This is a genomic window from Corynebacterium durum (assembly GCF_030408675.1).
GTDB classification, from domain to species: Bacteria; Actinomycetota; Actinomycetes; order Mycobacteriales; family Mycobacteriaceae; genus Corynebacterium; species Corynebacterium durum.
In genome coordinates this window covers 674,550-700,153 of sequence record NZ_CP047200.1, presented here as the reverse complement: position 1 = coordinate 700,153, position 25,604 = coordinate 674,550, and the positions used below count along the sequence as shown (strand labels likewise).

19 protein-coding genes and 1 tRNA gene are annotated in these 25,604 nt (G+C 59.2%); 7 read left to right on the top strand and 13 right to left on the bottom strand.

The window, feature by feature from the left end; genetic code table 11:
• Positions 1-61: 61 nt before the first annotated feature.
• Positions 62-135: transfer RNA gene (locus tag CDUR_RS03225), tRNA-Met, on the bottom strand.
• Positions 136-253: 118 nt separating this feature from the next.
• Positions 254-3,253, bottom strand: coding sequence for a UPF0182 family protein (locus CDUR_RS03220; RefSeq protein ID WP_179419196.1), 3,000 nt, complete (start codon positions 3,251-3,253; stop codon positions 254-256).
• Between the two features lie 115 nt (positions 3,254-3,368).
• On the opposite strand from CDUR_RS03220, the gene CDUR_RS03215 reads away from it, so the two are divergent.
• The gene (locus CDUR_RS03215) at positions 3,369-3,854 is read left to right on the top strand and encodes a PPA1309 family protein (RefSeq protein WP_179419195.1); all 486 of its coding nucleotides are present in this window, start codon (positions 3,369-3,371) and stop codon (positions 3,852-3,854) included.
• Positions 3,855-3,873: 19 nt separating this feature from the next.
• Here the strand turns inward: CDUR_RS03215 and CDUR_RS12965 are convergent, their stop codons facing one another.
• On the bottom strand, positions 3,874-4,176 hold the full coding sequence (locus CDUR_RS12965; RefSeq protein WP_375379397.1) for a hypothetical protein: 303 nt from the start codon (positions 4,174-4,176) through the stop codon (positions 3,874-3,876).
• Between CDUR_RS12965 and CDUR_RS12960 the strand changes: the two genes are divergently transcribed.
• Entirely contained in the window at positions 4,175-4,564 is a 390-nt protein-coding gene (locus CDUR_RS12960) for a hypothetical protein (RefSeq protein ID WP_375379396.1), read from the top strand. The two genes, CDUR_RS12965 and CDUR_RS12960, sit on opposite strands and share 2 nt — an antisense overlap.
• Before the next feature lie 7 nt (positions 4,565-4,571).
• Here the strand turns inward: CDUR_RS12960 and CDUR_RS03205 are convergent, their stop codons facing one another.
• Positions 4,572-5,624: a YlbL family protein gene (locus tag CDUR_RS03205; RefSeq protein WP_179418968.1), complete on the bottom strand. Its 1,053-nt coding sequence runs from the start codon at positions 5,622-5,624 to the stop codon at positions 4,572-4,574.
• A 156-nt stretch (positions 5,625-5,780) separates the two neighbouring features.
• Between CDUR_RS03205 and CDUR_RS03200 the strand changes: the two genes are divergently transcribed.
• Positions 5,781-7,325: a zinc-dependent metalloprotease gene (locus CDUR_RS03200; RefSeq protein ID WP_179418967.1), complete on the top strand. Its 1,545-nt coding sequence runs from the start codon at positions 5,781-5,783 to the stop codon at positions 7,323-7,325.
• Positions 7,325-7,564: a helix-hairpin-helix domain-containing protein gene (locus CDUR_RS03195; protein WP_179418966.1), complete on the top strand. Its 240-nt coding sequence runs from the start codon at positions 7,325-7,327 to the stop codon at positions 7,562-7,564. The genes CDUR_RS03200 and CDUR_RS03195 overlap by 1 nt, the downstream gene beginning before the upstream one ends.
• 271 nt (positions 7,565-7,835) lie before the next feature.
• Here CDUR_RS03195 and CDUR_RS03190 read toward each other — a convergent pair whose 3' ends face one another.
• Complete coding sequence (locus CDUR_RS03190) at positions 7,836-8,390, bottom strand: M48 metallopeptidase family protein (RefSeq protein ID WP_179418965.1); 555 nt, start codon at positions 8,388-8,390, stop codon at positions 7,836-7,838.
• Between the two features lie 55 nt (positions 8,391-8,445).
• Here CDUR_RS03190 and CDUR_RS03185 point away from each other — a divergent pair, with 55 nt between their 5' ends.
• Positions 8,446-9,306 (top strand): hypothetical protein, encoded by an 861-nt coding sequence (locus CDUR_RS03185; RefSeq protein ID WP_179418964.1) that lies wholly within the window; start codon positions 8,446-8,448, stop codon positions 9,304-9,306.
• A 618-nt stretch (positions 9,307-9,924) separates the two neighbouring features.
• Here CDUR_RS03185 and CDUR_RS03180 read toward each other — a convergent pair.
• From CDUR_RS03180 to CDUR_RS03145, 8 genes are all read right to left on the bottom strand, one after another.
• The gene (locus tag CDUR_RS03180) at positions 9,925-12,003 is read right to left on the bottom strand and encodes an ATP-dependent DNA helicase UvrD2 (protein WP_179418963.1); all 2,079 of its coding nucleotides are present in this window, start codon (positions 12,001-12,003) and stop codon (positions 9,925-9,927) included.
• Positions 12,004-12,012: 9 nt separating this feature from the next.
• On the bottom strand, positions 12,013-12,822 hold the full coding sequence (gene nudC / locus CDUR_RS03175) for an NAD(+) diphosphatase (RefSeq protein ID WP_179418962.1): 810 nt from the start codon (positions 12,820-12,822) through the stop codon (positions 12,013-12,015).
• On the bottom strand, positions 12,815-13,900 hold the full coding sequence (locus CDUR_RS03170) for a potassium channel family protein (protein ID WP_179418961.1): 1,086 nt from the start codon (positions 13,898-13,900) through the stop codon (positions 12,815-12,817). Before CDUR_RS03170 ends, nudC begins: the two co-directional genes overlap by 8 nt.
• Positions 13,893-17,396: an ATP-dependent helicase gene (locus CDUR_RS03165; protein WP_179418960.1), complete on the bottom strand. Its 3,504-nt coding sequence runs from the start codon at positions 17,394-17,396 to the stop codon at positions 13,893-13,895. Before CDUR_RS03165 ends, CDUR_RS03170 begins: the two co-directional genes overlap by 8 nt.
• Positions 17,386-20,604, bottom strand: coding sequence for an ATP-dependent helicase (locus CDUR_RS03160; RefSeq protein ID WP_179418959.1), 3,219 nt, complete (start codon positions 20,602-20,604; stop codon positions 17,386-17,388). The genes CDUR_RS03165 and CDUR_RS03160 overlap by 11 nt, the downstream gene beginning before the upstream one ends.
• Before the next feature lie 162 nt (positions 20,605-20,766).
• Positions 20,767-21,630: a TIGR02569 family protein gene (locus tag CDUR_RS03155; protein WP_179418958.1), complete on the bottom strand. Its 864-nt coding sequence runs from the start codon at positions 21,628-21,630 to the stop codon at positions 20,767-20,769.
• A 149-nt stretch (positions 21,631-21,779) separates the two neighbouring features.
• Positions 21,780-22,667 (bottom strand): DUF3152 domain-containing protein, encoded by an 888-nt coding sequence (locus tag CDUR_RS03150; protein WP_179418957.1) that lies wholly within the window; start codon positions 22,665-22,667, stop codon positions 21,780-21,782.
• Complete coding sequence (locus tag CDUR_RS03145; protein WP_040359728.1) at positions 22,667-22,915, bottom strand: DUF3107 domain-containing protein; 249 nt, start codon at positions 22,913-22,915, stop codon at positions 22,667-22,669. Before CDUR_RS03145 ends, CDUR_RS03150 begins: the two co-directional genes overlap by 1 nt.
• A 73-nt stretch (positions 22,916-22,988) precedes the next feature.
• On the opposite strand from CDUR_RS03145, the gene CDUR_RS03140 reads away from it, so the two are divergent.
• Both CDUR_RS03140 and CDUR_RS03135 read left to right on the top strand, forming a co-directional pair.
• Complete coding sequence (locus CDUR_RS03140) at positions 22,989-24,329, top strand: DEAD/DEAH box helicase (RefSeq protein WP_179418956.1); 1,341 nt, start codon at positions 22,989-22,991, stop codon at positions 24,327-24,329.
• A 2-nt stretch (positions 24,330-24,331) separates the two neighbouring features.
• Entirely contained in the window at positions 24,332-25,597 is a 1,266-nt protein-coding gene (locus tag CDUR_RS03135; RefSeq protein WP_179418955.1) for an Rv3212 family protein, read from the top strand.
• Positions 25,598-25,604 lie beyond the last annotated feature (7 nt).

Here is a 25,604-nt window from a genome sequence, read left to right as displayed (position 1 = left end):
ACTTCTGAAGCAAAAATAAAGCCCCCTACCAGGTGTTTTCCTTGGTAGGGGGCTTACTTAGTAGCGGGGGCAGGATTCGAACCTACGACCTCTGGGTTATGAGCCCAGCGAGCTACCGAGCTGCTCCACCCCGCGATGGGTGTTTATTCACCTTGTTGCCATTAACTGGCAACGAATGATCACTTTACATAGGTTCGGCCTAAAACACCAATCGCGGCACTGAGCTGCGAAAACTCAGCAAACTTACGACAGCTTACTGCCCACCTCCGCCTTTGATCTTGCGGTACTCGTCCACCGCGCGGTCCAACTCGTCGATGGCTTTGCCATATTCCTCGAAGGACTTGCCCTTGGCTTCCTGAAGCCCATCAAGGGCCTTGTTCACACGGTCCAGCGCCTCACCTTCAGAGCTGGCTGCGGGAGCTGAGGCCGGTTGCTGGGTATCGTTGTTGTTGCCCTGGGCGTCGTCACCCTTGTTGGCGGTGGTGTCCGCACCTGCGGCGACGGCATCTTCAACGTCGCTGGCTTCGCGGGGGTCAATACCAACCTGGCTGAGTGCTTCCGCAATTGTGGGTGCGTAGCCGACCTTGCCGTTGTAGGACACCAGCACGCGCAGCAGTTTCGGAAAGGCAGAGGTTTGGTCGCGTCGCTGCGAGTAGATCGGCTCAACGTAGAGGATCTGACCACCGCCCACCGGCAGGGTGAGCAAGTTGCCGTTCTTGAGGTCGTTGGTGCCTTTCCACAGACTGCGGTCGCGGGCGACCTGGTCGGAGGACATCATGGTGTCCTGAGCCTGCTTCGGTCCCTGAGTTTGGGTATCAGTGGGCAGAACTCGGACGGTGATCTTGCCGTAGTTGTCAGGATCGGAAGATACCGACATGTGCGCCGCCAGGAACTCGCGCTTCAGCCCGCGGAATGGGGTGATCAGCTGGAAACTAGGTTTTTTGGTTTCCGGGTCGGCGGCCACGATGTAGTACGGCGGCTGGTTCAGGCTCTGTCGGTTCTCGTTTTCCACGGTCGGGTCACCAGGGACAGACCAGAAGGCATCGTTGGTAAAGAACTGCCGCGGGTCATTGACGTGGTATTTGGTGATCAAGGAACGCTGCACCTTGAACAGGTCTTCTGGGTAGCGCAGGTGGTCGCGCAATTCGTCAGAAATTTCGCTCTTGGGTTTGACCGTCCCGGGGAACACACCTTTCCAGGCTTTGAGCACTGGGTCTTGCTCGTCAAACTCATAAAGTTCCACCGAGCCGTCGTAGGCGTCCACCACGGCTTTCACGGAGTTACGGATGTATCCCACCTGCTCGGTGAGCATTTGTTGCGTGGTTCCGGTGGGGTTGATGGCATCCTCAGTGGCTTCGGTGAGGGAAGTGCGCTGGGAGTAAGGCAGGTTCTCCAGCGTGGTGTAGCCGTCCACGATCCACTTAATGCGGCCGTCGATCACGGTGGGATAGGTGGTGGTATCCGTGGTCAGCCACGGTGCCACCTTTTCCACGCGGGCGCGCGGATCGCGGTTGAAAATAATCTTCGAACCATCACCGATGCGATCAGAAAGCAGCAGTTTCATTTCCTGGTACTGCAGCGCAAACGCCGCACGGTTGACCGGATTGGAGATATTCACACCACCGTTACCGTCGTAGGTGAAGTTGGAGGTGTCCGTATCGTACTCAAAGGAGTTCTCGCCACCGGCCTTACCGACGATCGCATAATCCAGGTTTTCCGGCACGTTTGCGATAACCGGACCAAAGTACATACGCGGCTGGGTGACGTTAATGCCCAGCTTATCGGGGGATTCCGCATCCGGGCTGCTGGCGTTGCGCTCGATGGACTGTAGGTCAGACACCGTGTACACGGGGAAACCACCGCGGGTGGAGCCGACATCTCGGGCGACCTCATCAACCTTGTTGGCCGGTGCTGCGATGAAACCGTTGCCGTGGGTGTACACGGTGTGACGGTTCACCCAGTCCCGTTGGTTGTCGCTCAACGCCTGCGGATCCATCTCGCGGGCAGCGACCACATAGTCACGGAGTTCGCCATCCACGTTGTAGCGGTCCATAGTGAGGCTCTTGGGGAAGCCGTAGAAGTTCTTCAGCTGTTGCTGCTGCGTGAACGTGGGACTCAAAATTTCTGGGTCGAGGAGGCGAATGTTGGATAGCGTGTTGGCATCACTTGCTACTTCCTCGTCGGTGGCCCCTTGAGCACCCCAGTTGTTCATGTAGGTGACTTTGTCGTCAGTCAGACCGTAGGCGTAGCGCGTCGCCTCAATATTGCGGCCAATGTAGGGGGTTTCTTTTTCCGCGCGGTTAGGCTGAACAGAGAACTGCTCCACAACATAAGGCCAGGCCACGCCGATAATCAGGGAACTAAACAGCATCAGCACTGTGGCAAGAGCGGGAATGCGCATGTCACGCAGCACAATCGCCGAGAAGAACGCGGCCGCGACCACTACGGCAATGACCATGAGGAGGATTTTCGCAGGCAAAATCGCGTGAATAGAGGTATATCCGGCACCAGTGAACATAGCCTGCTGGGAACTTAAAAGGTCAAAACGATCCAGCCAATACGAGACCACACGCAGCAGCATCCAAAGGCCCAATACCACCATGAGCTGCACACGAGCTGCGGTGGTGATGCTACTTTTCACACCCAATGCTTGATTACCCACGCGAATGCCACCCAGTAGGTAATTGCCGATCAGCATAATCACAAATGCGACAAGCAGAAGCACGGAGAATGACCCAATGACCAGCCGAAGCATAGGAAGCGTAAATGCGTAAAAGCCGTAGTCCATATTAAACTGCGGGTCACGCTGGCCAAATGACTGACCATTCAAAAACATTTGAACGGTCTGCCATGAATTTTGACCAATCGCACCTGCGACGGCACCCGCAAGGATGGGCAGCGTGACCAGTATTTTCCTCACGCTGCGTTCCATAATCCTGCGATATTCCACGATGGGGCTGGAGACCCCGAATTCCGTCATTAAATCAGGGCGATTCCTGTATGCCACATACCCTGCTAGCCACACAATCGCGGCCGTGACCAGTGCGAACACAAAGAACAAGACAAGGCGCGTGACCAGCACTGTGGTGAACACACTCCTAAATTGCACTTCGCCGAACCACAGCCAGTCCGTGTAGTAGCTAACAAGCAAAGGTCCAACCAGCCCAATGACAGCCACCACCGCGATGATGATAGTGAGGATGCGTGGTGGCCGTTTAATGGAGGGTGATGGTGGTGTTAGGCCGGTAGCCAACTCCAACTCCTTATATAGTCGTGATGCCAAGTAGTTTCCTACTTTACGGACATTTATAAGTGTAAGGACAACCGTGACCAACTCCCCCCTCACCCAACAAGCCCTCAATAAAGCCATGATGGAGGCCGTCGACTTCATCCATGCCGAGGGCTGGGACGCCGCACCAACGCTGTTTGCGCTGGTACCAAGCTCTCTGCTTATCGACGCCCTGCCATCCACTGACGGCGATGACGACACCGCGCCACTCACCCTCGTTGTCCAAGATTCGCTGCCAGCGAACCTGGGAGGCGGCTCAGAAGAATTGGAGGACTATATTTCGCGCCTCGCCTGGCCTGCTGACGTGGCTGGGGTGATCCTCGCGCAGGAAATCATGTTCCGCGACTCCCCTTCCCCCTCCAACGAACCCCGCCCGGCGCGCTTATTTTCGGGGGTACTGCGTGGTGGCGAGGAATTGACGCTGCTTCAGATCAGGCCAACGGAGGACGAGCTGGCCGCTCAGGGCCCGTTTGCAGAGGATAATATTGAACTGCGGGGCGGCCCTCAGGTGGCTCCCGGCGTTATTGCTGCACTTCGGTATACCTTGGAGCAGGAAGCCGAGTAAGTTGTATTGTGTCGTTTTCTCATACGTTTCTGGAGGCTCGTAAGGTGTTGTCCTCACGTTTTTCTTCGCGGCACCTAGTGCTAGGTGCCGTCTTGTCCGCCAGTGTGGTGGTGTTAGCGGCATGTGGTGGGCAGTCCTCCCCCAACGACTCGGGTGGGTCGAGTGTGTCGGGGACGGAGACCTCGACGGTAGAGTCCACGGCGAGCAGCAGGGCGTCGGCAAGCGGCACGACCTCCAAGGATGCGAAGAGTGTCGCGGAGGCGCAGAAGACGTTTGGGAGTTTGGCCCCGGAGTCGTTGTTCCAGCAGTTCGAGTCGTGCATGCCTAACGGTGTGGCGGATTCGGTAGCCTGTTCCGGGCTGAAGGTGGGGCAGTTCCAGTTCTTTGCCAACGAGTCGAAGGCGGCGTCAACGACGCAGTTGCTGACGGAGCTGCGGGGTTCGCGGATAGTGGAGGACAAGGGCGACCGTATTGTCGGGTGGTCGACGTTAGGAAACACCGCAATTGTGACGGTAGTGGACAACAACAAGGGCCTGGTGATGCAGCAGATGATTTCGACTGATAAGCAGGATCCGAGGAAACGTATTCATGAGCTGGGGTTGACGGAGAGCAAGGAGTCAGAGTCGACGTCGGAATCTGGCACCAGCACCTCAGCAGAGCCGGAAGCATCCGAGGAGTCCAAGGCTTCAGCTGAACCTACATCAAAGTAGACCTGTCCTAGCCACAGGTGGTGTAGCCGTCACCACGGTTGTAGGCGTCCAGCTGATGGATGGCGTCCTCAAGGGACGTCACCTTGAGGACCGTCATATCCTTGGGGTGGTTTTTGATGGCTTCTTTGCAGTTATCAGCCGGAGCGAGGAACACCTCAGCACCCAGGTCTTCTGCGGACTTCACCTTGTGCTCTATGCCGCCGATGGCACCGACTTTTCCGGTGTCATCAATGGTGCCGGTGCCCGCAACGAACTTACCGCCGTTGAGTTCGCCGGGACTCAACTTATCCACCACAGCCAATGCGAACATCAGACCAGCACTGGGGCCACCAATGTCTTCCAGGTTGTAGTCCACTTTCACGCCATCTGAGGGGGCGGCACCCATGGTTACACCTAGTAGCGGCGTATTCTCATCATCGGGATGTTTGCCTAGCTTGATGGCCTTATCTTCAGTTGCGCCATCGTGTTTGACGGTCACGGTGATCTCGTCGCCGGGTTTCTTTTTCTGCACAATCTCCCGAACTTGGGCTGGTTCGGTGACAGTTGTACCGTCCACCGCTGTGATCACATCTCCCTCAGAGAGTTTCCCCGATGCCGCCGAGTCGGGCACCAACTGCATGACCTCCACTTCAACGGGGCGCTTGAGGTAGTTCATCGCCGCCAAAGTGGCCGCAGATTCTGATGTAAGAAACGCCTGTTGGTTTTCCTGTTCCGTCTGTTCCCTGGACTGTCCGCGCGGAATAACTTGGTCAATCGGCACAAAAGTGTCACTGCTGCTAATCCAGCGGGACACGGCCTGTGCAAGCGACATATTCTGGCGCACCGCCACTGTGGTCATGTTAAAGTTTCCGCTTGTTTTATCTACCTCAGCGCCCTGAATATCCACCACTTGTTTGCCGTCAAAATCGCCGAGCGTATTGAAACTCGGCCCCGGACCCATTGCGGCAAACGGCACCGCGAGGGAAATATTCGTGCCCGGAATGCTGGACGACGTCGCAAGAAGTGTCAGCAGCAAAACGGGGAGAGCTCCAAGGGTCACAGTACGTAAACGACGATTCACGACAGTTAGGATACAGGAGGCATGGCGGGATGCTAACACGCCGGGTTGGCGCGCGGGGTGTGGAAGTGTGGGGCATCAACACACCGCCAACGTGTTCGCTCACAGCGTTGGGTTGTACATGGCTAGGTTCGGGGACGTACCGGTAGGTTAGAGCCTATGAGTCCTAACAATTTTGGTTTTTCCGCACATAACAACGACGACGATGATAATGACGACGACAACCGCCGCAACAACGACAACCAGGATAACCACAATCCCTTTGGTTTCTTTAGCTTTGGCGGACCCGGATTCGGCGGAGGCTTTGGATCCGGTTTTAGCAGTGCCTTTGGTGACCAAGACGGCTCTGGCGCGGGAGGGGCGTCCGGTTCCAGTGGCGACGGTACTGGTGGATTAGGCGATATTCTCAGCCAATTTGGGCAGATGCTTTCCGGCATGGGTTCCAGCATGAACTCCCCTGATGCTCAAGGCCCGGTGAATTTTCCCCTCGCTGAGCGCATCGCCCGGCAAGCCATTACCAGTTACCACAGCCAGCACTCAACTGCGGCGGGCGTCCGCGACCACGACACCAAGGCTGTTGAAGAAGCAGTGCGGCTGGCGGAACTCTGGCTGGATGATGCCACCAGCTTCCCCACCGCTGGTCATCGCGTTGTTGCGTGGGATCCCGACACCTGGCTGACCGAAACGCTGCCTATGTGGAAACGGCTCATCAGCCCGGTTGCTGAAGGCACTGCCGAGGCCGAACTCTCGGGGTTGCCTGAAGAATTACAAGGCGACCTGGGCCCCATGAAGAACATGATCGAACACATGTCCCGCATGCACCAGGGCATGAACCTGGGCAACAGCCTCGGGGACCTCGCACCCCAAGCACTTAGCGGCACCGATTTTGGCCTTCCTCTCGCTCCAGCTGGTGTCACCGCGATCATGCCGCAGCGCCTGGCGGAACTGACCTCGGGGTTGAACATTCCCACACAAGAAGCACTCGTGTACCTGTGCGCCCGGGAAGCCGCACGCCAACGACTCTTCACACACATTCCCTACCTGACGGAAATGTTCGTGTCCTCCGTGGAGGAATTCGCTGCGGGCCTAGTGGTAGATAAAACCGAAATTGACGATGTTCTCCGCTCCATGGACATCAACCCCGACGATCCCATGAATATCCAAGACCTCATCGGGCGACTCCAAGAATCCGACCTGACCCCACGCATCACCTCCAACAACGCCGCCGCCATCAGCCGCCTGGAAACACTGCTGGCTCTCATTGAAGGCTGGGTTGATCTGGTAGTCACGGAAGCCATGGGCGAACGCATGCCTTCCACCGCCATCATGAACGACGCCTGGCAGCGCCGCCGCACTTCCGGCGGATCCGCAGACAACGTGCTCAAACAAGTTGTTGGCATCGACATCAGCGCACCGCGTGTCGACGCCGCGAAAGAACTCTGGCGCCGCGTTGGCGTTGCGGTGGGTACTACTCGCCGCGACGCAGTGTGGAACCACCCCGACTTCCTGCCCGTCGCCTCCGACATTGACAGCTCCGCAGAGTTCATCGACGGCCTCCTCAGCGAAGGTGAAGTCGATGGGTTCGACCCCATTGCTGAAATCGATGCACTAGAAAAAATGCTCGCCGAGGAAGCCGAAAAGGCAGAGGGCGAATCCGGCGATACTGGCGACGACAAGAGTAAAGACGACGAGGAGGAACAGTAATGTCTTTCACTCCCCACGAACGCGAGGCGCTGCTGAGTGCCCGCTTTGTCGGACCGACCGTGGTGCAGCGCTTAGAAGAAATTGGATTCGGCGATATGAGCAGTCTGGCGGCGGCATCTGTGGATGAGATTGTCGACCGCGCCGCCGCACATCTAGGTTCCTCCTGTTGGAAAAACTCTCCACAATCGCGCACTGCAATCGCCAATGCCATCGCAGTGGCACACGAACAGCTGAGCTAGGGTTTTGCTGTGATCCCATAAGGTGGGTTCGACCCCCGCAAAATATGCTTATGCTCAAGCACGAAAATGAGGTGTTTTTCGGCTTGGAGATAAGCACACTTTACGTGCTTGTCATATAGGTCCACCGCTGGGCTCGAAAACAGGGTGTTTCCGTACCTGGCGGTAGACCTTTTTCTATGCAAACGTTTGCACTAACGGTGTTCACGGCTTTCCTGCTCGCCGTGCTCTATCACACTGCCATTTTTCCTAGGGTTTTTGGCAGTTTGGTAGATCATCGCCAACCACGTAGCCGCCGTGCTCTATCACACTGCCCGCCCCCGCCCTGGGAAAATTCCTGATATGCCTCCAAGTAGCCCCTGGCACGCTCGGCTTTGGGCGCACGGTTGGCCCATTCCCAGAATTCCGCGCTGTGGCCGCCTCGTATGAAGGTGTGAACCAGTTCGTGCACGATCACCGAATCCAGCACGTAGTCGGGAACGTTCTGCAGCCGATCAGAGATGCGAATGGCTCCTGTGCTGAGTGTACAGGACCCCCAGCGAGAGTTTTGGTTGCTGACCCATCGGATGCTTCCGGGGCATGCGCGGCCGTCGAGAAGCGTGCGGTTGAGGCGCTCGGCACGTTCGGCAAGCTGGGCGTCGGAAAACCTGCGTGGGGTGGTGCGCTTGCGGACCTTCGCCACGAGTTTCTCCACCGTCTCGCGTTCCTGTTCCTCACTGAGCCACGCGGGTATGCGGACCTGAATGCGGCCTTCGACAAGCCGTGCGCTGCTGGTTCGGGTGCGACGAGCCGAGCGAATCACATCCACATCAGGGGCGTAAGTAGGCATGACAACAAATATTAGCTAAAGTGTGAACCATCAGCGCGGGGATTCAGGGGGAACCATGAATGATATTGTTGTGCGCCTATCACCTGCTGCGCACGTGTTTGTGCGCCCGGGGCCTGCCCTACAATTCGGGGTGGATGCCACGCGCGCCGGGGTGATTGACGGCATAGACGAGGAACACATGTCGGGGATTCTGCGCACGCTACTGCGGGCTCGCACTGACATCACGTGGAGCGAGTTGAGCCGCTCGCTGGTAGAGGCGGGCCTGCCCCGCTCCGTGGCCGAAACCCTGCTGGAAGAACTCTTCGATTATCGTGTGTTACGACCCGCCCCAACAGGCACACAGGATGTGTATGTGCTCGGGCATTCGCCCTTAGCAAGCATCATTACTTCTGCGTTCACCACGAGCGGTTTTCGAGTCTATCCACTGATGAGCGGCGAAACCGATGAGGAGTTTTTCCTCCGCTGCCCCGCCGACACACCCCTGATCCTTGTAGACAGGATGCCCCACGCCCGACGCCTCTCCACACCGCTTGTCCGCCGCCGAGGCACCTTCATCCCCATTTCGCTTATCGACGGCCGCGGAACCATCGGCCCCTTGCACATCAACGGCGCGGGTCCGTGCCCACTATGCATGGATCTGCATCGCATGGCTGTCGACGAGCATTGGCCCACCCTCTTGGCGCAGGTCGCAGCCGCCCACACCACCCACGACCCAGTGGTTGCTCACGCAACAGCTGCGCGACTACTGAGCGTGGTAACAACACTGCAGGGCACGTCCTACGAGCCCCCTGGCACCCCGCTATTACAACTTCAGCCCGGTGACCTGCTGGAAGTGGATCCTTATCGCCTTGATGTCACACTCATGTCGTACGAGTCCCACCCCAGTTGCCCCGCATGTTGGCAGATGAATAATTGATCATAATTCCAGTTAGCTACACAAAAGCACCTGTTGCTTTTGATACATATCAAGAGCAACAGGTGCTTCAGATGAATTTCCCTTCTGGGAAATACGATTACTTCGGGAAGCCGATCAGGGTGCGAATGAAGTTGAAGACGCCCCAGAAGGTGTTGGATGCGAGAGTAGAAAGCATGTCTGCTCCTTACGTAGTGGATGAACAATTACAAGAGCGAGTGTAGCGAACAATCCCAGCAAGATTCAATTACAAAACTGTAAACTATTTCACATCATTTGACGTAACACTTTGTTCTTATTGCCATTTTAGGCGATCCGATACTGCAGGTCTTTATCATTTTCACCTGGGGTTTTATAAAACACGACCGGAATGACATGCAAGAAAACTACGGTTTGGTAACAAAGAAATATAAGATTTACATAATTTTTTGCTGATGCATATTTTTGCAATATTCTATGTTCGCACCAGCTAAGTTTCAGGGCATGTCCACCCCACAGCAAGAAAGCAGAAACACTACCAGTATCCTCTGGACAAGAGTGTGCGCCAATGGACACGGCAGCACAACGCATCGGGGTACAACAATGCAGCTCGCGGCATGAGCTACACCAAGACGTAGATGTCTATGAAACGTCCGATGCTTCAGCACATGTTCGAACGACAGCCAGCAGCTCTTCCCCGAAACGTTCGACCTTCACTGGCCCGATACCAGAGATGCCCAGCAGTTCCTCTACAGACGTTGGCATCGACTCCGCCACAGCCATGAGCGTGGCATCCGAAAATACAATATATGCGGGTGTCTGGAGTTCCCGGGCGACCTCAGCGCGCCAGGAGCGGAGAGTCTCAAAAACCTCGGAATCTGCATCTGAGGGGCAATCCTCACACCGCATCAGAACTTTCGCTGCGGGAGTCTCTAGCGGTTTCCCGCATACTCGGCATTTCTTCGGACGTACCTTTTTGTTACGCGATTGTTCCAGTTCCGTGTCCGGTGCAATCTGATCCAAAAAGCGTGTGCGTTTCCTACTGGCACGGCCGCCTTCCTGGCGTGCCAGCGCCCACGAACAGCGCAGATGTTCACGGGCTCGGGTAATGCCCACATAAAACAGTCGACGTTCTTCCTCAATCTGCGCGTCTCCTGCCTTGATCGCATGGGAAATAGGCACGGACCCATCAACCAGCCCGACAAGGAACACTGCATCCCACTCCAAGCCTTTCGCCGCATGCAGCGAGGCCAATGTCACTCCCTCCATGGTGGGTGGATGCTTCGCCTCGGCGCGTTGCCGCAGTTGCACCAACACACCACTCAGGTCGATGTCTGGCGTGGCAGTGCCCAATTCTTGAATCAGATCCACCAACGCCTGCAGCGACTGCCACCGCTCCCGAGCCTGCGCGCCTTCCGGCTCCGTGGGGGTCAACCCTAAGGGGGCCAGCGCCGAGCGGGCGATGCGGTGTACTTCCGGCCCCACCGCATCCTGCGGAAGATCAGGGCGCTGAGCAGTACGGATCAGCTGTGTGATGGCCTGACGAATTTCCGGCCGAGTGAAAAACCCTTCGCCGCCGCGAATCTGGTACACAATCCCGGCGTCGGAAAGTGCCTGCTCGAACACCGCAGATTGCGCGTTGATGCGGTACAGCACGGCAATTTCCGACGCCGGTACCCCCTGCTTGAGCAGGGCATCAATCTGCGCCGCCACCTCTCGTGCCTCGGTTGGTTCGTCGGGGTACGCGTTATATACAGGATCCGGCCCCGCTGGGCGCATGCCCATGAGCTCTAGGCGAGTACCCGCCATACGCCCGGACGCATGGCCAATGACGGTGTTAGCCAGCGTGGTCACTTGAGGCGTCGAACGGTAGTCCCTCTGCAGGCGTGTGATCGCTGCGTGCGGATACGTCCTGGAAAACTGCAGTAAGTACTCCGGGGTCGCACCCGTGAACGAATAAATGGTCTGGTTGGCGTCCCCCACCACGGTGAGATCATCACGTTCCCCCAGCCACGCCTCCAGCAGGCGCTGCTGCAGTGGGGTGACGTCCTGATACTCGTCCACCACAAACGAACGGTATTGTTGCCGAAACTCCTCCGCAATCGCAGCGGAGTTTTCCAGTGCACCCGCCGTGTGCAGCAGCAGGTCATCGAAATCCAGCAACATGCCTTCATCAGTGGTTTTCATCGCCTCGTACCGGCGATACACCTCCGCAACCTTATCTGGGGTCACTGGTGGAGTGCGCTTGGTTTGGGCCACACGCTCGGCGTACATATCCGCCGTGACCAGGGACGCCTTCGCCCACTCTATTTCCGAAAGCAAGTCTCGCACGTTCTCCGTGGTTGACTCTACCCCCACCGACCGGGCAGCCCTGCCTACCAACGGAAACTTATTGTCCAGCAGCCGCCACGGCAAGTCACCCGCCACCTGCGGCCAAAAATACTGCAATTGGCGGCGCGCCGCCGCGTGAAACGTCCGAGCCTGCACCCCGCCAATCCCCATCATGTTCAGGCGATGCCGCATCTCCCCTGCAGCCCGGGCAGTAAACGTCACCGCCAACACACGATTCGGACTCACAAAACCCTGCGCAATCAAATGCGCAATGCGGTAGGTGATAGTGCGGGTTTTGCCCGTGCCTGCGCCCGCGAGAATGCACACCGGCCCCCGCGGTGCGGTAGCAGCGAGCCGCTGATCCGGGTCTAGATCATCAAGACTAAACATCACTCCCCCTTATGTTTGTGCAGCTTGCGCATGTGCCCACGAATATATCAGGTGATGTGCGATCGACCCCGCCGGCGCCAACTTCACCACCCCGTCCAGGATTTCCGGAGCGCTGAGCCACCGCACCTCAGCCAACTCACCGTCGGTGGGAGCAATGGCATCTAAGTCTGTGCTGTAGCCGTGAAAACCCATCATCAGCGACGACCCCAGCGGCCACGGCTGACTGGAAACATAGCGCACGTCCGCTACACGACGCCCCGTCTCCTCCATCACTTCACGCACAAACGCCTGCTCCAGGGTCTCGCCCACCGACACATAACCCGCCACCAGGGAAAAGTACTCCGGACGCGTGGCATTCGACCCCAGCAAAATGCGTTGTGATTCTGCGTGCTCCACAATGCCGATCACCGCAGGGTCAATGCGCGGAAACACCTGATGCCCCGATTCGCCCGTTGCATACTCCCCGGAATCCGCGTAGGTCAGCGGAGTTCCGTCCATGGGGTCAAAGCGGTACCGTTCCCGATGCCTCAGCAGCGCCACCGCGCGATACACCAGTTGGGCCACATCCCCATGAAAGACCACGTCACGGGGAGTTAGCAGTACCCCGCCATCCGGCGTCCCCTCCGGACCACTCAGCAGCGGTGCGCGCACGGCCCACCTGCGGGAGTCCGGGGCGTCGATAAGCACGCGGGCCGTCAGGTCTGCCCCCAGCGTGCGGGCAGTATCAGCATCAAGCCACAGCACACCATCGCCAGTTGCGGTGCACAGCACCTGGTCAGCTGGGCTAACACAGGCGTAAAACTCGGGGATACTAGCCACGTGCCTGGTCCTCAAGGTCCTCACGGAACACGCGGCGAACATATAGCAGCCGGTCACCGGGCTCCACGGTTTCTGCCTCCGGCGAATCGATGCGGTACAGCTCACCGGAACGCACCACACCCAACACAATGTCAGCCAAATGCCGGGGGTTCGCCCCAACCTCGTCGGCCTCCACCAGGCGTTCCGCAATGGAGAACCCCTCGCCTGGGGAAAGCAAATCCTCCATCATCTCCACCACCGACGGGGTGACCGTGGCTAACCCCAGCATTCGACCCGCCGTCTCGGAGGAAATAACCACTGAATCTGCACCCGACTGCTTCAGCAAATGCAGATTCTCCGACTCGCGCACACTCGCCACAACCGTCGCGCTCGGCGCAATCTCACGCACCGACAACGTGACCAACACCGCCGTATCATCCATGTTCGGAGCGACCACCACCGCGCGGGCACGCGTCACACCTGCAAGTTTCAGCACATCAGCCTTAGTAGCTGAGCCATGCACCGTGACCAAACCCTGACCAGCAGCCATGTCAAGCGAATGTGTGTCAGTGTCCACCACAACAATCTGGCTGGGGTGCACTCCATCGGCCAGCAGCGCTGACACAGCGGAACGACCTTTAGTACCGTATCCCACCACAACAGTGTGATTACGCATTCTTTTCCTCCAACGCTGAATCTGCAACGTACGTCGCGTCTCTTCCGTCAGCACCGACAAGGTCGTACCGACCAGCAAAATCAGGAACGCAATTCGGATCGGCGTGATCAGAATAATGTTGATCAAACGCGCCTCTTGGGTCACCGGAGTAATGTCACCATATCCAACGGTGGACAGCGACACGGCGGAGTAATACACCGCATCAATGAAAGTAAGCGGCTCGTTGTAGCCATCCTTATCCAGGTACACCAGCAACGACACCCCGGTGAGCAACAGCAACGCGTAGAAAACGCGCCGGGTAATCAACGCCCAAGGACTGACCTGCCGCTCCCTGGGAATCTGGATGATATTCAGTAGCGCGTGATCAGGGAGATCATCAAGCTCCGTGTCACTTTGGAGGCGCTCACGGAAAGCATCACGCATCGTTCCTCCTCTGTGTCTGCGTCTGTGGCGAATCCGGGGTTGCTGGGCCAGATGCCGATGGCTGAGCTGTCTGCTGCGGAGCCTTAATATCAAGCAAGTCAGCTAGCTCCTCGGCGTTAGGTAGTCTACTGGGTTCAAAGGTGCGATCTGAAGCAATGTAATGAAACGCAGCTCGAACAGCATCTGGATTAACGCTACGCCCCAGCGTGTGTGACAGCAATTGCGCCCACGCGACACGGTACACCGCCAACTGAATCTCCGCTGCCCGCATCTCCTGGCCTTCCGGGGGTCGGCCCGTCTTCCAGTCCACGACCATCCACCCGGCCTCGGGATCGTCACCCTCATGGAACACCGCATCCATGCGCCCGCGCAGCACTCGACCACCGACAACAATTTCAAACGGCTGCTCCACATGGGTCGGGGTGCGGTCCGCCCACTGGCTTGCCAGAAATGCCTTTTTCAGACGCTCAAGCTCAGCCCCCTGCGGATCCTCGTCCTCCCCAAAACCTGGCAGTTCATCCTCATCAAGCAGGGAACTCGCGCCAAAATAGTCCTCCAGCCACTGGTGCAGGGCCGTACCACGCTTGGCGTATGCGTTGGGTTTAAACGGCACGGGACGTCGCAGCCTACGGGCGTACTGCTCCTGGTTGCGCGCGATGGACACCACGTCCGACGCCGTCAGCTCCTGCCCCAGCGGCACGTCCACCACCGGGGCTTTCATGCGCTCATGCTCCTCAATGAGTGCCGTGACTTCCTCCTCCCACAACGCCTCCACATCGTTATCAGCGCTGGGAGTGGGCAACTGCTGCATAGCGCGCCGCACCAATTCCGCCCCCTGCTCCACCGCAGGACGACGCTCCCCCAAAAAATCTTGGGGAAACACACCCGTCGCAGGGGAAACATCAGGCGCTTCTGCTAACTCAGCATCGGCATTGCTCTCATCCCACCACTGCTCCACAGAATCGGGCTGCCGCTTACGCAACAAATCCAGCATGGAATACGGCTTGGCCTTACCCCCCTTGTCGTTGCTTTCCGACGCCGTGACGCACAAGGTTTTTTCCGCTCGAGTCAGCGCCACATAAAACAGGCGGCTGGCCTCTTCAATCGCTGCTTCCTTGAAGGCGGCCTTATGTTCATTCATCGCCACCTCAAACTGCTTGCGATCCTCCACCTCGGACACGTCCAGCACCGGGCTGCCCACCATGTCGCCCTCCTGTTCCTGGGCATCGCCACGAAGCGTTGAGGGAATCTGAGTCACATCCGACAGCCACGTTGGGACCTTCAACTGCTGGCCGGGGGTGGTGGTATCCGCGTAGGTGACGTTATCTGCGTGCAACACCGCCACGACCTTCCACTCCAGGCCCTTCGCCTTATGCACAGTGAGGATCTGCACGCAATCCCCCTTCACCCGCACCTCGCCCGGCGCGAGACCACGGTCATGGGTGCGAGCAAGCCGAAAATAATCAAGAAGCGATGCAAGGGTTGAGCCGGGGATGGTGGAAAACTGTGCTACTTCTTCGTGGAAGCGGTCGAGGTGAACGGTACCGGCTGCGCCGTCTGCCTGCGGGTTTTCCCTGGCGAGCACTTCCGTGCGGATTCCCAGGACGCGTTCAATGTCGGCGAAAAGGTCAGGCAACGGCTGCGTGAGGCTACGGGTGCGCAGGTGCCGAAGTTCCGCAGAGAGTTCGCTGAGCCTGCGATAGCCTTCGGGGCTGTAGGCTTCGGGTTCCCCGAGGTCACCGAGGGCGTCGCCAAGCCCGACGGCAGCTTCGGGGACGGTGGAGGTGGCGTCGTCGATGATGTGTTTCAGGTGTTCGAGCGGGTCAGTGGGATTGGTGGCATCGGGGTCGTCTGCCGGGATGTCGAAAAGCGTGGGTTGTTCTGTGGTGTCTTCGGGGGTGGTGACGCGGGCGGCGAGTGTTCGGGAACGCTTGTACAGTGCCTGCAGGTCAGCGATGCCGAGGTTACAGTGAGGCCCGCACAGCAGGCGGAGAGCGGCGGCGGTGTTTTGTGGAGAGATGAGGATGGTGGCACAGGCAACCATGTCGGCGACTTCTGGAATGTCGAGAAGCCCAGATAAACCCACAATTTCCACGGGGATTCCCAACGCCCGAAGTTCCGCAGCGATGGGGCCGGAGTCCGCATTTTTGCGCACCAGCACCGCACCCGTGAATTTCTCCCCGCGCTCGCGGTAGGCGTGAAACTCGTCGGCGAGGCAGCGGGCCACCCAGGCTCGTTCCTCGTCGCGGGTGGGAAACCACCCCAGAGCCACCTCACCGTCGCCCGCGCCGGGACGCGGGGTGAGGGGCTGCACCGTGCGTGTGGGGCTTCCCGCAGGTCCCAGCACTTGTTCGGATACCGTGTTGGCGCAGTCGAGAACGAGGCCGGGGTTGCGCCAGCTGGTGGTCAGCTCTTTTTTCGGCGCTGGGGTGGGAGTCTCGGCATGCTGAGGGAAGTCGGTGACGAAACGTTCCAGGTTCGCTGAGGTGGCTCCGCGCCAGCCGTAGATGGCTTGCATGGGGTCGCCCACAGCAGTGACGGTGACGTCAGGGGCGGTATCTGGCGCGCCCGCCCGTGTAGGCGCCCCGAAAAGGCTGCTGAGCAGCACACGCTGGGCGTGGCTGGTGTCTTGGTATTCGTCGAGCATGACCACACGGAAGCGTTGCCGCTGGCTGCGCCCCACCACGGGATGCCGCTGCGCTACTGTTGCGGCCAGGGACATTTGCTCACCAAAGGTGATGACCCCGCGTTCCGCCATCTCCTCTTTCAGCTGTCGTACAAGGGGAAGATAGTCGAGTCGGGCGAGCTGAGTATCCCGGATTTTTAGCATGGCGGCGTTGAGTTTGTCGCGCTGCCGGGGGCCTTTGGGGAGTTCGTCAAACAAGCGGACAAACGGCTCTGTTTCGGCTTCGATGTCGGCTGCGCTAACCATGTGGCCGTCCATCTCGCTGACCAGGGAGATGAGACGGTCAGTGACGGTGCCATGCGTGACGGTTGCATCGACATGCCCCGTGTAGTTTCCCACCACGTCCCAGGCGATTTGGTACAGCTCGGCGGTGGTGATCATGCGGGAGGATGGTTCCACGGGGAGAAGCAGCCCGTACTCGCCGACGATGCGCCCGGCGTAGGAGTCGTAGGTGGAGACCGTGGGGGTGATGGCCTGCAGGTTTGTCTGCAATTCACCCGTGGGATCAAGGTCTGCAAGCCGAGGGATTCCCGCCAGGGTGGCCAGGCGCGCGCGGATGCGTTGGGAAAGCTGCTGCGCAGCCTTTTTGGTAAACGTCAGCCCCAATATTTGGTCGGGCGTGGCAAAACCATTGGCCACGAGCCACACCACACGGGCCGCCATGGTTTCGGTTTTCCCGGCCCCCGCACCTGCCACCACCAGCAGCGGGCCGGGCTGGTCACCGATCACATCGGCTTGCTGCTCCGTGGGCAGATGCTCTTGGCCCAGCCACCGCGACAATAATGCCGGGGAAATGGGGTTACGAGCCATTGGTGAGCATCCTTCCGGTCGGTTGGGCGGGGCAGATGGACTGCAGCCGACAGTTATCACAATTGTCGTTGACAATGGCCGTCAGCGCGGGCCCTCGGATCGCCGCCGCCACCCCGGGCAGTATGGCGGCCAGTTCCTCCAGTTCTTCGGGGGTTTTTGCGGCTTGCTCCCGGGTTGTGTACTTTCCAACATCTGTGGCACTGGGGTACACCAATACGCCACCGCCCACGGAATCGGGCGTTTCCCCAGGATAGGGATCTCGTACACTGTCACCGTCCACGACACCCCGCGACAGCGCCAGTTGGTACGCCGACAGCTGCGCATGCTCACCCATGTTCTTCTGTGCAGGCTTAGACGAGCCTGTTTTCACATCGACCACCACAAGCTCACCGTCGTTGTTGCGTTCCAGCCGATCCATGCGCCCTTTGATGCGCAGCGGAGCGCCGCTCTCCGTGGTGCCGACGCTCACCCGCATGTCCATTTCCACCCCCACCTGCTCAAACTGGCCACGAGTATTCTCCAGCCACCGCTCCAGATTATCGATCAGCGTGTCCCACTCCCGCAGCGCCGTATCCCGCTGCCACACAGGAACATCCAGCAACCCAGCGTACGCCTCATACACCAACGCACTCGCTGCGTCACTGTCCGCGCCGCGCGCAATCGCCTCCGCAAACCCATGCGCCAGCGTGCCCCGCACCATATGGATCGGCGTATCCGCATCATCAACCAACCGGTCCAGCACCGACCGCAATGGGCAACGCAGCGTTGACTCGATCCGTGACGGCGACAACTGCACCGACCGTCGGGGCTTCTGCAAAGGTTCGCGTGTCGACGCCCCCCGCATCCCCCACCAGTCCTCAGGATCCGCGCCGTACACCCCGGCGCGGGCAAGTCGGGCCAATTGGCGTGCCGCCTGCTCTCTGCGCAGCGGCCGCTCCGCCGGGTCGCACACCACGCGACGCAATTCCGCCACAATCGCCGTCGTGGACAACAACCGGCGATCGTGCCGACCACCCGGGGTACCTGCGATGGAGGTTTCCTGCTCCTCAACGCGCTCAGCCTCAATGCCTCGCTCCGAGCACAATTCTTCCAGAAAACGAGAAGGCTCCAACGCGTCCTCCGCATCTGGGGCGTCCACCGCGGTGACGAACAGGGAACCTGTGGCCCGCGACGTCGCTAAGCGGAACAGGCGACGCTCCTCGGCCAAACGTTCCACCGACCGGGAGATGGGAATGTTTGGATCGATGCCATCGTCCAGTACATCCACGAGCTCCTCCTGGCCAAACAATGACCCCGTCTCCCCCAGTGTCGGCCACGTGCCCTCCTGCACACCCGCAACCACCACTGTGTGCCATTCCTGGCCCACCGCAGCATGCGCCGTCAACACTCGAACCGCATCCGGGAGAACCCCACGGCGATCGCGTGAACCAGTGGGTAACTGCTGCTCTGCAATATGTCGAACAAAACTTTCAATACTGGCGGTGGGGCGGCGTTCAACATAGTCACCCGCTGCGTCAAACAACGACATCATCGCATCCACGTCCCGGTCAGCCTGCGAACCGGCCGCACCTCCGCGCAAACTCGCGGCCATGAGGCGATCCGACAGACCCGTGGCCTCCCACAACGACCACAAAATCATCTCCACGCTATCCCCCGCAGCGCGCGACTGAAAACCAGCGTCCAGGACAGCGCGGATGCGCGTGAGCACGTCTACTTCGCGTTCCGTCAGCCGCGCCGTCGCGTCCTCATACTCAGTGGCGCGCTCCTCTGGTGGGGTGCCACGCCACGATGTTGGCAACACCAGATCCGCCAACACCTGCACCGCGCGCCGGGAACCACCCCGCATCATCTCCGCCTGACGCAACCCCCGATACAAGCGACGCAGCGTCACCGGATCCGCACCACCAATAGGGCCAAGAACCAGTTCCTCCAGCTCCGCAGAATTCAGTGGCTGCGTCAGCGCCCGCACGCCCAACATCATGGACGCAACAATGCGTTGCTCCGCCAACACCACATCCGTCGGATCAAGATGTACCGGCACGCCAGCCAGCAGCAATGCCCGGCGCACCCCAGCAAGCTGACGCACAGAACGTACAATCACCGCAATGTCCGACCACGGCACCCCATGCAACAGGTGCGCGCGCCGCACACGATTGGCCACCACCAGGGCATGCTCCGAAGCCGTGGGGGCCACCACAACTGAACAATCCTCTGGATGCCGGAATGATGTATTGAGCACCACCTCATGGTTGGCGGGATACTTGGTCAAAAACTCCGGCCGGGCACCACGGAAACGAAACACCGACTGAGCTGGATCCCCCGCAATAACCCCCAGCTTGGCGCTGGGCAGAAACAGGCTCACCAAACGTGCCGACTGCGGATCCAAATGCTGGGCATCGTCTACCATCACCGTCTCCCACTGCTCCTGCAGCATAGTCAACAGCCCCGGATCCAGGGACAATGCCTCCAACGCGGCGGTCACAAGTTCCGACGCGTTCAAACTATGCGCCCCGCTCAACGCCATCGTCTGCTCATACTCCCGCAGAAAAGCACCAGCACTCACCCACAGGGGGCGGTCATAGCGACGACCCAGCTCTTCCACATCCTCCGGTCCAGCACCACGCTCCACGGCACGCAACAAAAAATCACGCAACTGCCTGGCGAAACCCACCATTCGCAACGCCTCCCGCTGCTCCGGCGGCCATTCCCCCCTGCCGTCCGCGGCATGCCCCAACAATAACTCCCGAATCACCGCATCCTGCTCCGCGCCTGTGATCAACCGGGGTGCCGGTTTCTGCGCGCGTATCGACGCCGCCCGCACAATCGCAAACGCAAACGAATGCACCGACCGCACCAATGTCCCCTCCGCTACATAGTGAGAGTTTTCTAGCTGAGACGCACGCTCCGCCAACACGCGGCGCAGCCTGCCCCCTGATTCCTTTGACGTGGCAATCACACACACCGACGACGCTGGCGCGCCACTACCCAGGCGTGCCGTGAGGGCATCTACCAGTAGCGACGTGACTCCCGACCCCGCAACACCCGTGACGCGCCACACCCCCGACCGCGCGGAACTCTCCGCTGCGGCCACCAGTTCTGCCGCCTGGCCCTGCCACGTATGCGGGGGTACCGATGCGGGTCGACTTACCAAGCGAACCTGTGGATGAGGCGGCACTCCGAAACGCTGGGCTGGTTCACTGTCGGTCATGCCCTACATTGTGACACGCGGGACAGGCACAGCCCTCACACGACATCGAATTGGTGTGTGGTGGCGCGGTGTAGAGGAGGGCTTGCGTACCTGGCAGTGGACCTACATGATAAGCACACTGCGCTAGACCCATAAGCGACGCACTGTGTTGGCAGCAAGCCCTTATGCATCCTTGCCGATGCGGGCGATGAGCAGGTCGGCAACGTCTTCCATGGTGGCGCGCACTGTTTCGTCATGTTCCTCGCTGAGTGCGTGAATATAGATACGGTAGAGGAGGCCGCGCAGCATGAGCTGGTCATTGTCAGGGAGATGGGAGAAGCGGTCGGTGATGCGCTCGTCGACAACTCCGGCTATGAGGCCGTCCACCATCACCTGCGCCGCCGTGTACCCGTGGGGGTGGGCCACTCCCACAATGTCGGTCACCACCGGCGCCTGGGTGCCGTGGAAAATGGTGGTGGCGAGCATGTCGGCATGACCGACCTGGTCGGGGGCGTCGATAGGCTGCCAACTGTGGCGCAGACGATTGCTGAAATCCAGTGCCCACGCCCATTTTTCGGTGGCCTGCACCTCGGGCGGAACTGTTGTGTTGAGCATGAGGGTAGGGTCTTCGGACCAGGCTGCTCGGTCAGCAAGAACAAAGTTGTCCTTCGGCGATGCCTGCTTGGTCACGTGGGCGACGGCGAAGTTGGGAACCTCAACGGATGCCAGGGCGTCGGCAAGCCGGAGGGCAGCGCCAACAGTTTCATCGACACGCTTGGCCACAGCACCGTCAACATAATGCGAGGCACGCCATCCTGCCATCAGGTAGCGGCCATCAGTGGTCCGAACGGGTCGAGCGATACGCAGCCCTTCAGGTTGCAGGCTTTCTCTAACCTTTGCCGACCACGCAGCCACCTCCGAATCCGCCACTTCAGAGAGGGCCAGCTGCCCAACCCTGTAGCCTCGATCCCAGGCCGCAGACAGCGGAATGGGGGTCCCCTCCACCACCTGGAAAGCGACACGCACATGCTCAGGAATCACACTCATGCCCGTTAGCGTACCCACCGTCAGTGATGGTGTGAACAATGCACCCCACTTAACAACAAAACCCATAGAAAATACGCTGACAAGACAACAAAACCCCCGTAGCCAGCAGTTTCATCATTGCCAGCACGGAGGCTTAGAGTGTTATGCAATTACGCAAATGGGTATGGCCACGGATTCAATGAACAGGTGAGATTATTGTCTGGATACACTTCACCCGGGTCAATTTTGTACAACTCGGAATTATTCAAATTAAGGGTTTGCTGCATCATCACCGGGGCCAATTGCCCTTGACCACCGCACGGCTCATGTTTGGCATACCCAATGGAGTGCCCCACTTCGTGATTAATCAGGTACTGGCGGTACAGGCCCAGGTCCCCCTGGAACGTGGTCGCGCCGCGGACCCAGCGGGATTCATTTAACACCACACGGTTTCCCTCGGAGGTGAAACAGCTGGTCTCCATGGCAATATCCGAACCGCACGCCGCGTGAGTGGCGGCGGGTGAGGACAGTTGGATGCGCAGATCAGGGTTAGACACCACCGCAGGGTCTACACGTTCAAACGCAAACTTGCGGTCATGCGTCCAGCTCTTGGGGTTGGACAGTGTGGCATCAACCATTTTGGCAAAGGAATCGTCCCCACCGTAGACAGAAGTGTCCACCCCGTCTTCGACCTCAATGACGTACTTAAAGGTACGTTCATCCCCAGCCCCCACCTTCGGCATCGTGCCAGGAACCAGGTGATATGTGCCCTGACCTGTTTCCGTGAAACTTCCACCCGGGGGAAGATCACCAACGGGAAGCTGGGCCCCACGATCAGCTTTCGCAGGGTCGGGTCCTTCGGGCTGACTGGTCGCGTTTTCTCCACCATCATTTGCCGTTGACGCAGCTTGCATTTGTGAAGAGATGGCTCCATTATCCGGCATAATGAAGACATCAACGAGAACCCACAGCGTAATGACCACTAACGCCGGGATCGCATAGGCACGCCACCCGTAGTCACGGGCGAAGCGCACAAGCAACGGTTCAGAGGAAGACACTATCCGGCAAATCCTACGGTACGTGGAGTATCGTTATCGACCTCAACAAACGCGATCTGCTTTGACCGCACCAGGTAACGACGCCCCTTGTTATCAGTAAATTCCACGACTGCAGCATCATTTTCCATCGCGCCATCAATAAGCGCGACGGCCTCGCTTTGCTGACTGACGGACACGCCCGAGACGCGCTCCACGCCAGTGATGGCCAGCTCCCGGCCACTGTCAACAAAACCGATTCTTATGTCCATACTTTTCTCCTTGAGATCAACAACAATGATAGGGTTTTCCCCTATCATAGTGAGGCAACGATAGTATTATGGCGTGTCCAAACAAAGCAGCACTCCGACATTCGCGCAACTCGGCGTCGCCATTGAGATTACCGATGCCCTCGACAGCTTCGGCATCCAGCACACCTTTGCCATTCAGGAACTCACCCTTCCCCTCGCCCTCGACGGTATTGATCTTATCGGACAAGCCCGCACCGGGCAGGGAAAAACCTTGGGTTTTGGAGTGCCGCTCCTTGACCGCATCTTCGACAGCGCGGACATCGCCGAACTCGATGGCACACCCCGCGCACTCGTGGTAACCCCCACACGCGAACTGGCCATCCAAGTCGCCGATGACCTTCACCGCGCCGCCAAAAACCTTCCCGTGCGCATCCTCACCATCTATGGCGGCCGCCCCTACGAAGAGCAAATCAACGCCCTAGACAAAGGCATTGACGTAGTGGTGGGTACCCCCGGCAGGCTCCTCGACCTGTACCAGCGCGGCTCCCTCACCCTCGACCAAGTGGCCATTCTGGTGCTTGATGAAGCCGACGAAATGCTCAACCTCGGTTTCCTCCCCGCCATTGAGAAGCTCCTCAAGGCACTCACCCACAAGCACCAAACCATGCTGTTTTCCGCGACCATGCCGGGACCCATTGTCACCCTCGCGCGCACCTTCATGCACAAGCCAGTGCACATCCGCGCTGAAGAACCCGACGCTGCACAAACCAACCAGGACATCCGACAAGTGGTCTTCCAAGCGCACCGCATGGACAAAGTTGCTGTGGTCTCTCGCATCCTCCAAGCTCAAGGGCGCGGCAAAACCATTATCTTTGCGCGCACTAAACGCTCCGCCGCCGAGCTTGCCAACGACCTTGCCGCAAGCGGCTTTCTCGTCGGCGCGGTCCACGGTGACATGGGCCAGCCCGCCCGCGAAAAATCACTCACCGCCTTCCGAAGCGGCGACATTGAGATCCTTGTGGCCACTGATGTTGCCGCCCGCGGCATTGACATTGACGACGTTACACACGTGATCAACTACCAAACCCCCGATGATGAAATGACCTACGTCCACCGCATCGGGCGCACAGGCCGCGCCGGGCACACAGGAACCGCTGTCACCCTCGTTGGCTACGACGAACTGCCTAAATGGCAACTGATCAACAGCGAGCTGAACCTCGACAACCCGGAACCTCCACAGTGGTTCTCCACCTCACCCGAGCTTTTCGACGCCCTGGACATCCCCGAATCCGCATCCGCCACCGTGGGACCCGCCCGTAAAGTCTTCGGCGGCGCGATGGTCACACGCCCAGCACAAGCCCGTAGCCTAGCGCGAGGTGGACGGAAAGAGGGGCGGTCGGGACGTCGAAAAGCAGACCCGCGACGGAGGAGTTAAGCATGACCAAGGCCCCTATCCTCCAGCGAAGCCGAGCGGACATCATCGCGGCGAGTGTGCTGTGCTTTCTTACCGTGTTCGCGGTGTCGGTTGTGTGGCTGACTGCGCCGATCCGGAAGGCCGAGCTCACCCCGGCGGACGGCACCTTCACTGCCACCGACCCCCTTGTGCAGGCACCGGATAGGCTGAGCGAAAGCTGGAGGGTGACCGTCGACCCCATCACCGGGCTACACCGCCCCTTGAGCGTCGCGGGGCTACTGATCCAACCAGACGGTGGTGATGTGCACGCGCTTGATCCCACAACCGGGGAACGCGTATGGACCTACCACCGCGATAATGACCAGCTTTGCTCGCTGTCCGTCGCCTTTGAATCCGTGATCGCCACCTACAACACCAATGTCGGCTGCGGCGATGTTGTTGCTATAAACGCAAACACCGGCACATATAAGGCAACGCGGAGTGCCATCAACAGCTTTAATACAGTGCCCATCAGCTCCAACAGCGCCGTGGGAACCCTCAGCCGCGACCGCCTCGAACTGTGGCGCAGCGACCTCGTGCGCACCATCGAATATGGGCACGTCGAAGCACCCCAGGAAGCCGACCAGCAACCCCATCCTGACTGCGCTCTTACCTCTGCGCTGACCCGCATGGAACTCCTCGCTATCACCGACCGCTGCCCCGACTCCATCACAAACGGGGTAGCCTTGCGTTTCATGGGCACCACGCCAGAAGATTCCCGGCAGCCAGAAATCAAACAATCCATTGACCTTGAACCACACTCCACGCTTGTGTCCATCGGGCAGACCGCAGCCGCCGTCTACACCCCCACAACCCCCGCAGGCACCGCGCGCATCACAAGCTTCAACCAGCAAGGCAAGGAACTCAACGCAGCGACCGTCCCCAGCTCCCCGCTTCTCGACGGCACTGCACCCACCCACCACGACGACCGCACCGGAGTCGACACACCCCAGATCGCAGACCTGCCGCACCACATGAGCTGGTTCGACGGCCAACGCCTCTACCTTTTCGAACCAGAAAACCTACTCATCTCCCACATCTTCGAAGGTGCCCTAGGCACCGGCATCGCCGTGGGCGGACAGCTGCTCTACCCCAACCGCGAAGGCATCGCTGTCGCCGACTGGAACACCGGAAAAATCCTGCGCGTCATCCCCGTCGACCGCCAGGGTTACGACGGCCCCGTCTCCCTCAACCAGGCAGGCCACACCATCATCGAACAACGCGATGACACCTACGTGGCGCTTAACTAGGGTTCTT

Coding starts and splice junctions, on each gene's coding strand:
- CDUR_RS03190 (WP_179418965.1), bottom strand. CDS start 8,390: ATGCCTACTTACGCCCCTGATGTGGATGTGATTCGCTCGGCTCGTCGC.
- CDUR_RS03215 (WP_179419195.1), top strand. CDS start 3,369: ATGATGGAGGCCGTCGACTTCATCCATGCCGAGGGCTGGGACGCCGCA.
- CDUR_RS12965 (WP_375379397.1), bottom strand. CDS start 4,176: ATGCACGACTCGAACTGCTGGAACAACGACTCCGGGGCCAAACTCCCA.
- CDUR_RS03135 (WP_179418955.1), top strand. CDS start 24,332: ATGACCAAGGCCCCTATCCTCCAGCGAAGCCGAGCGGACATCATCGCG.
- CDUR_RS03180 (WP_179418963.1), bottom strand. CDS start 12,003: ATGTTTAGTCTTGATGATCTAGACCCGGATCAGCGGCTCGCTGCTACC.
- CDUR_RS12960 (WP_375379396.1), top strand. CDS start 4,175: ATGCCTAACGGTGTGGCGGATTCGGTAGCCTGTTCCGGGCTGAAGGTG.
- CDUR_RS03160 (WP_179418959.1), bottom strand. CDS start 20,604: ATGACCGACAGTGAACCAGCCCAGCGTTTCGGAGTGCCGCCTCATCCA.
- CDUR_RS03165 (WP_179418960.1), bottom strand. CDS start 17,396: ATGGCTCGTAACCCCATTTCCCCGGCATTATTGTCGCGGTGGCTGGGC.
- CDUR_RS03185 (WP_179418964.1), top strand. CDS start 8,446: ATGAATGATATTGTTGTGCGCCTATCACCTGCTGCGCACGTGTTTGTG.
- CDUR_RS03195 (WP_179418966.1), top strand. CDS start 7,325: ATGTCTTTCACTCCCCACGAACGCGAGGCGCTGCTGAGTGCCCGCTTT.
- CDUR_RS03145 (WP_040359728.1), bottom strand. CDS start 22,915: ATGGACATAAGAATCGGTTTTGTTGACAGTGGCCGGGAGCTGGCCATC.
- CDUR_RS03200 (WP_179418967.1), top strand. CDS start 5,781: ATGAGTCCTAACAATTTTGGTTTTTCCGCACATAACAACGACGACGAT.
- CDUR_RS03155 (WP_179418958.1), bottom strand. CDS start 21,630: ATGAGTGTGATTCCTGAGCATGTGCGTGTCGCTTTCCAGGTGGTGGAG.
- CDUR_RS03170 (WP_179418961.1), bottom strand. CDS start 13,900: ATGCGTGATGCTTTCCGTGAGCGCCTCCAAAGTGACACGGAGCTTGAT.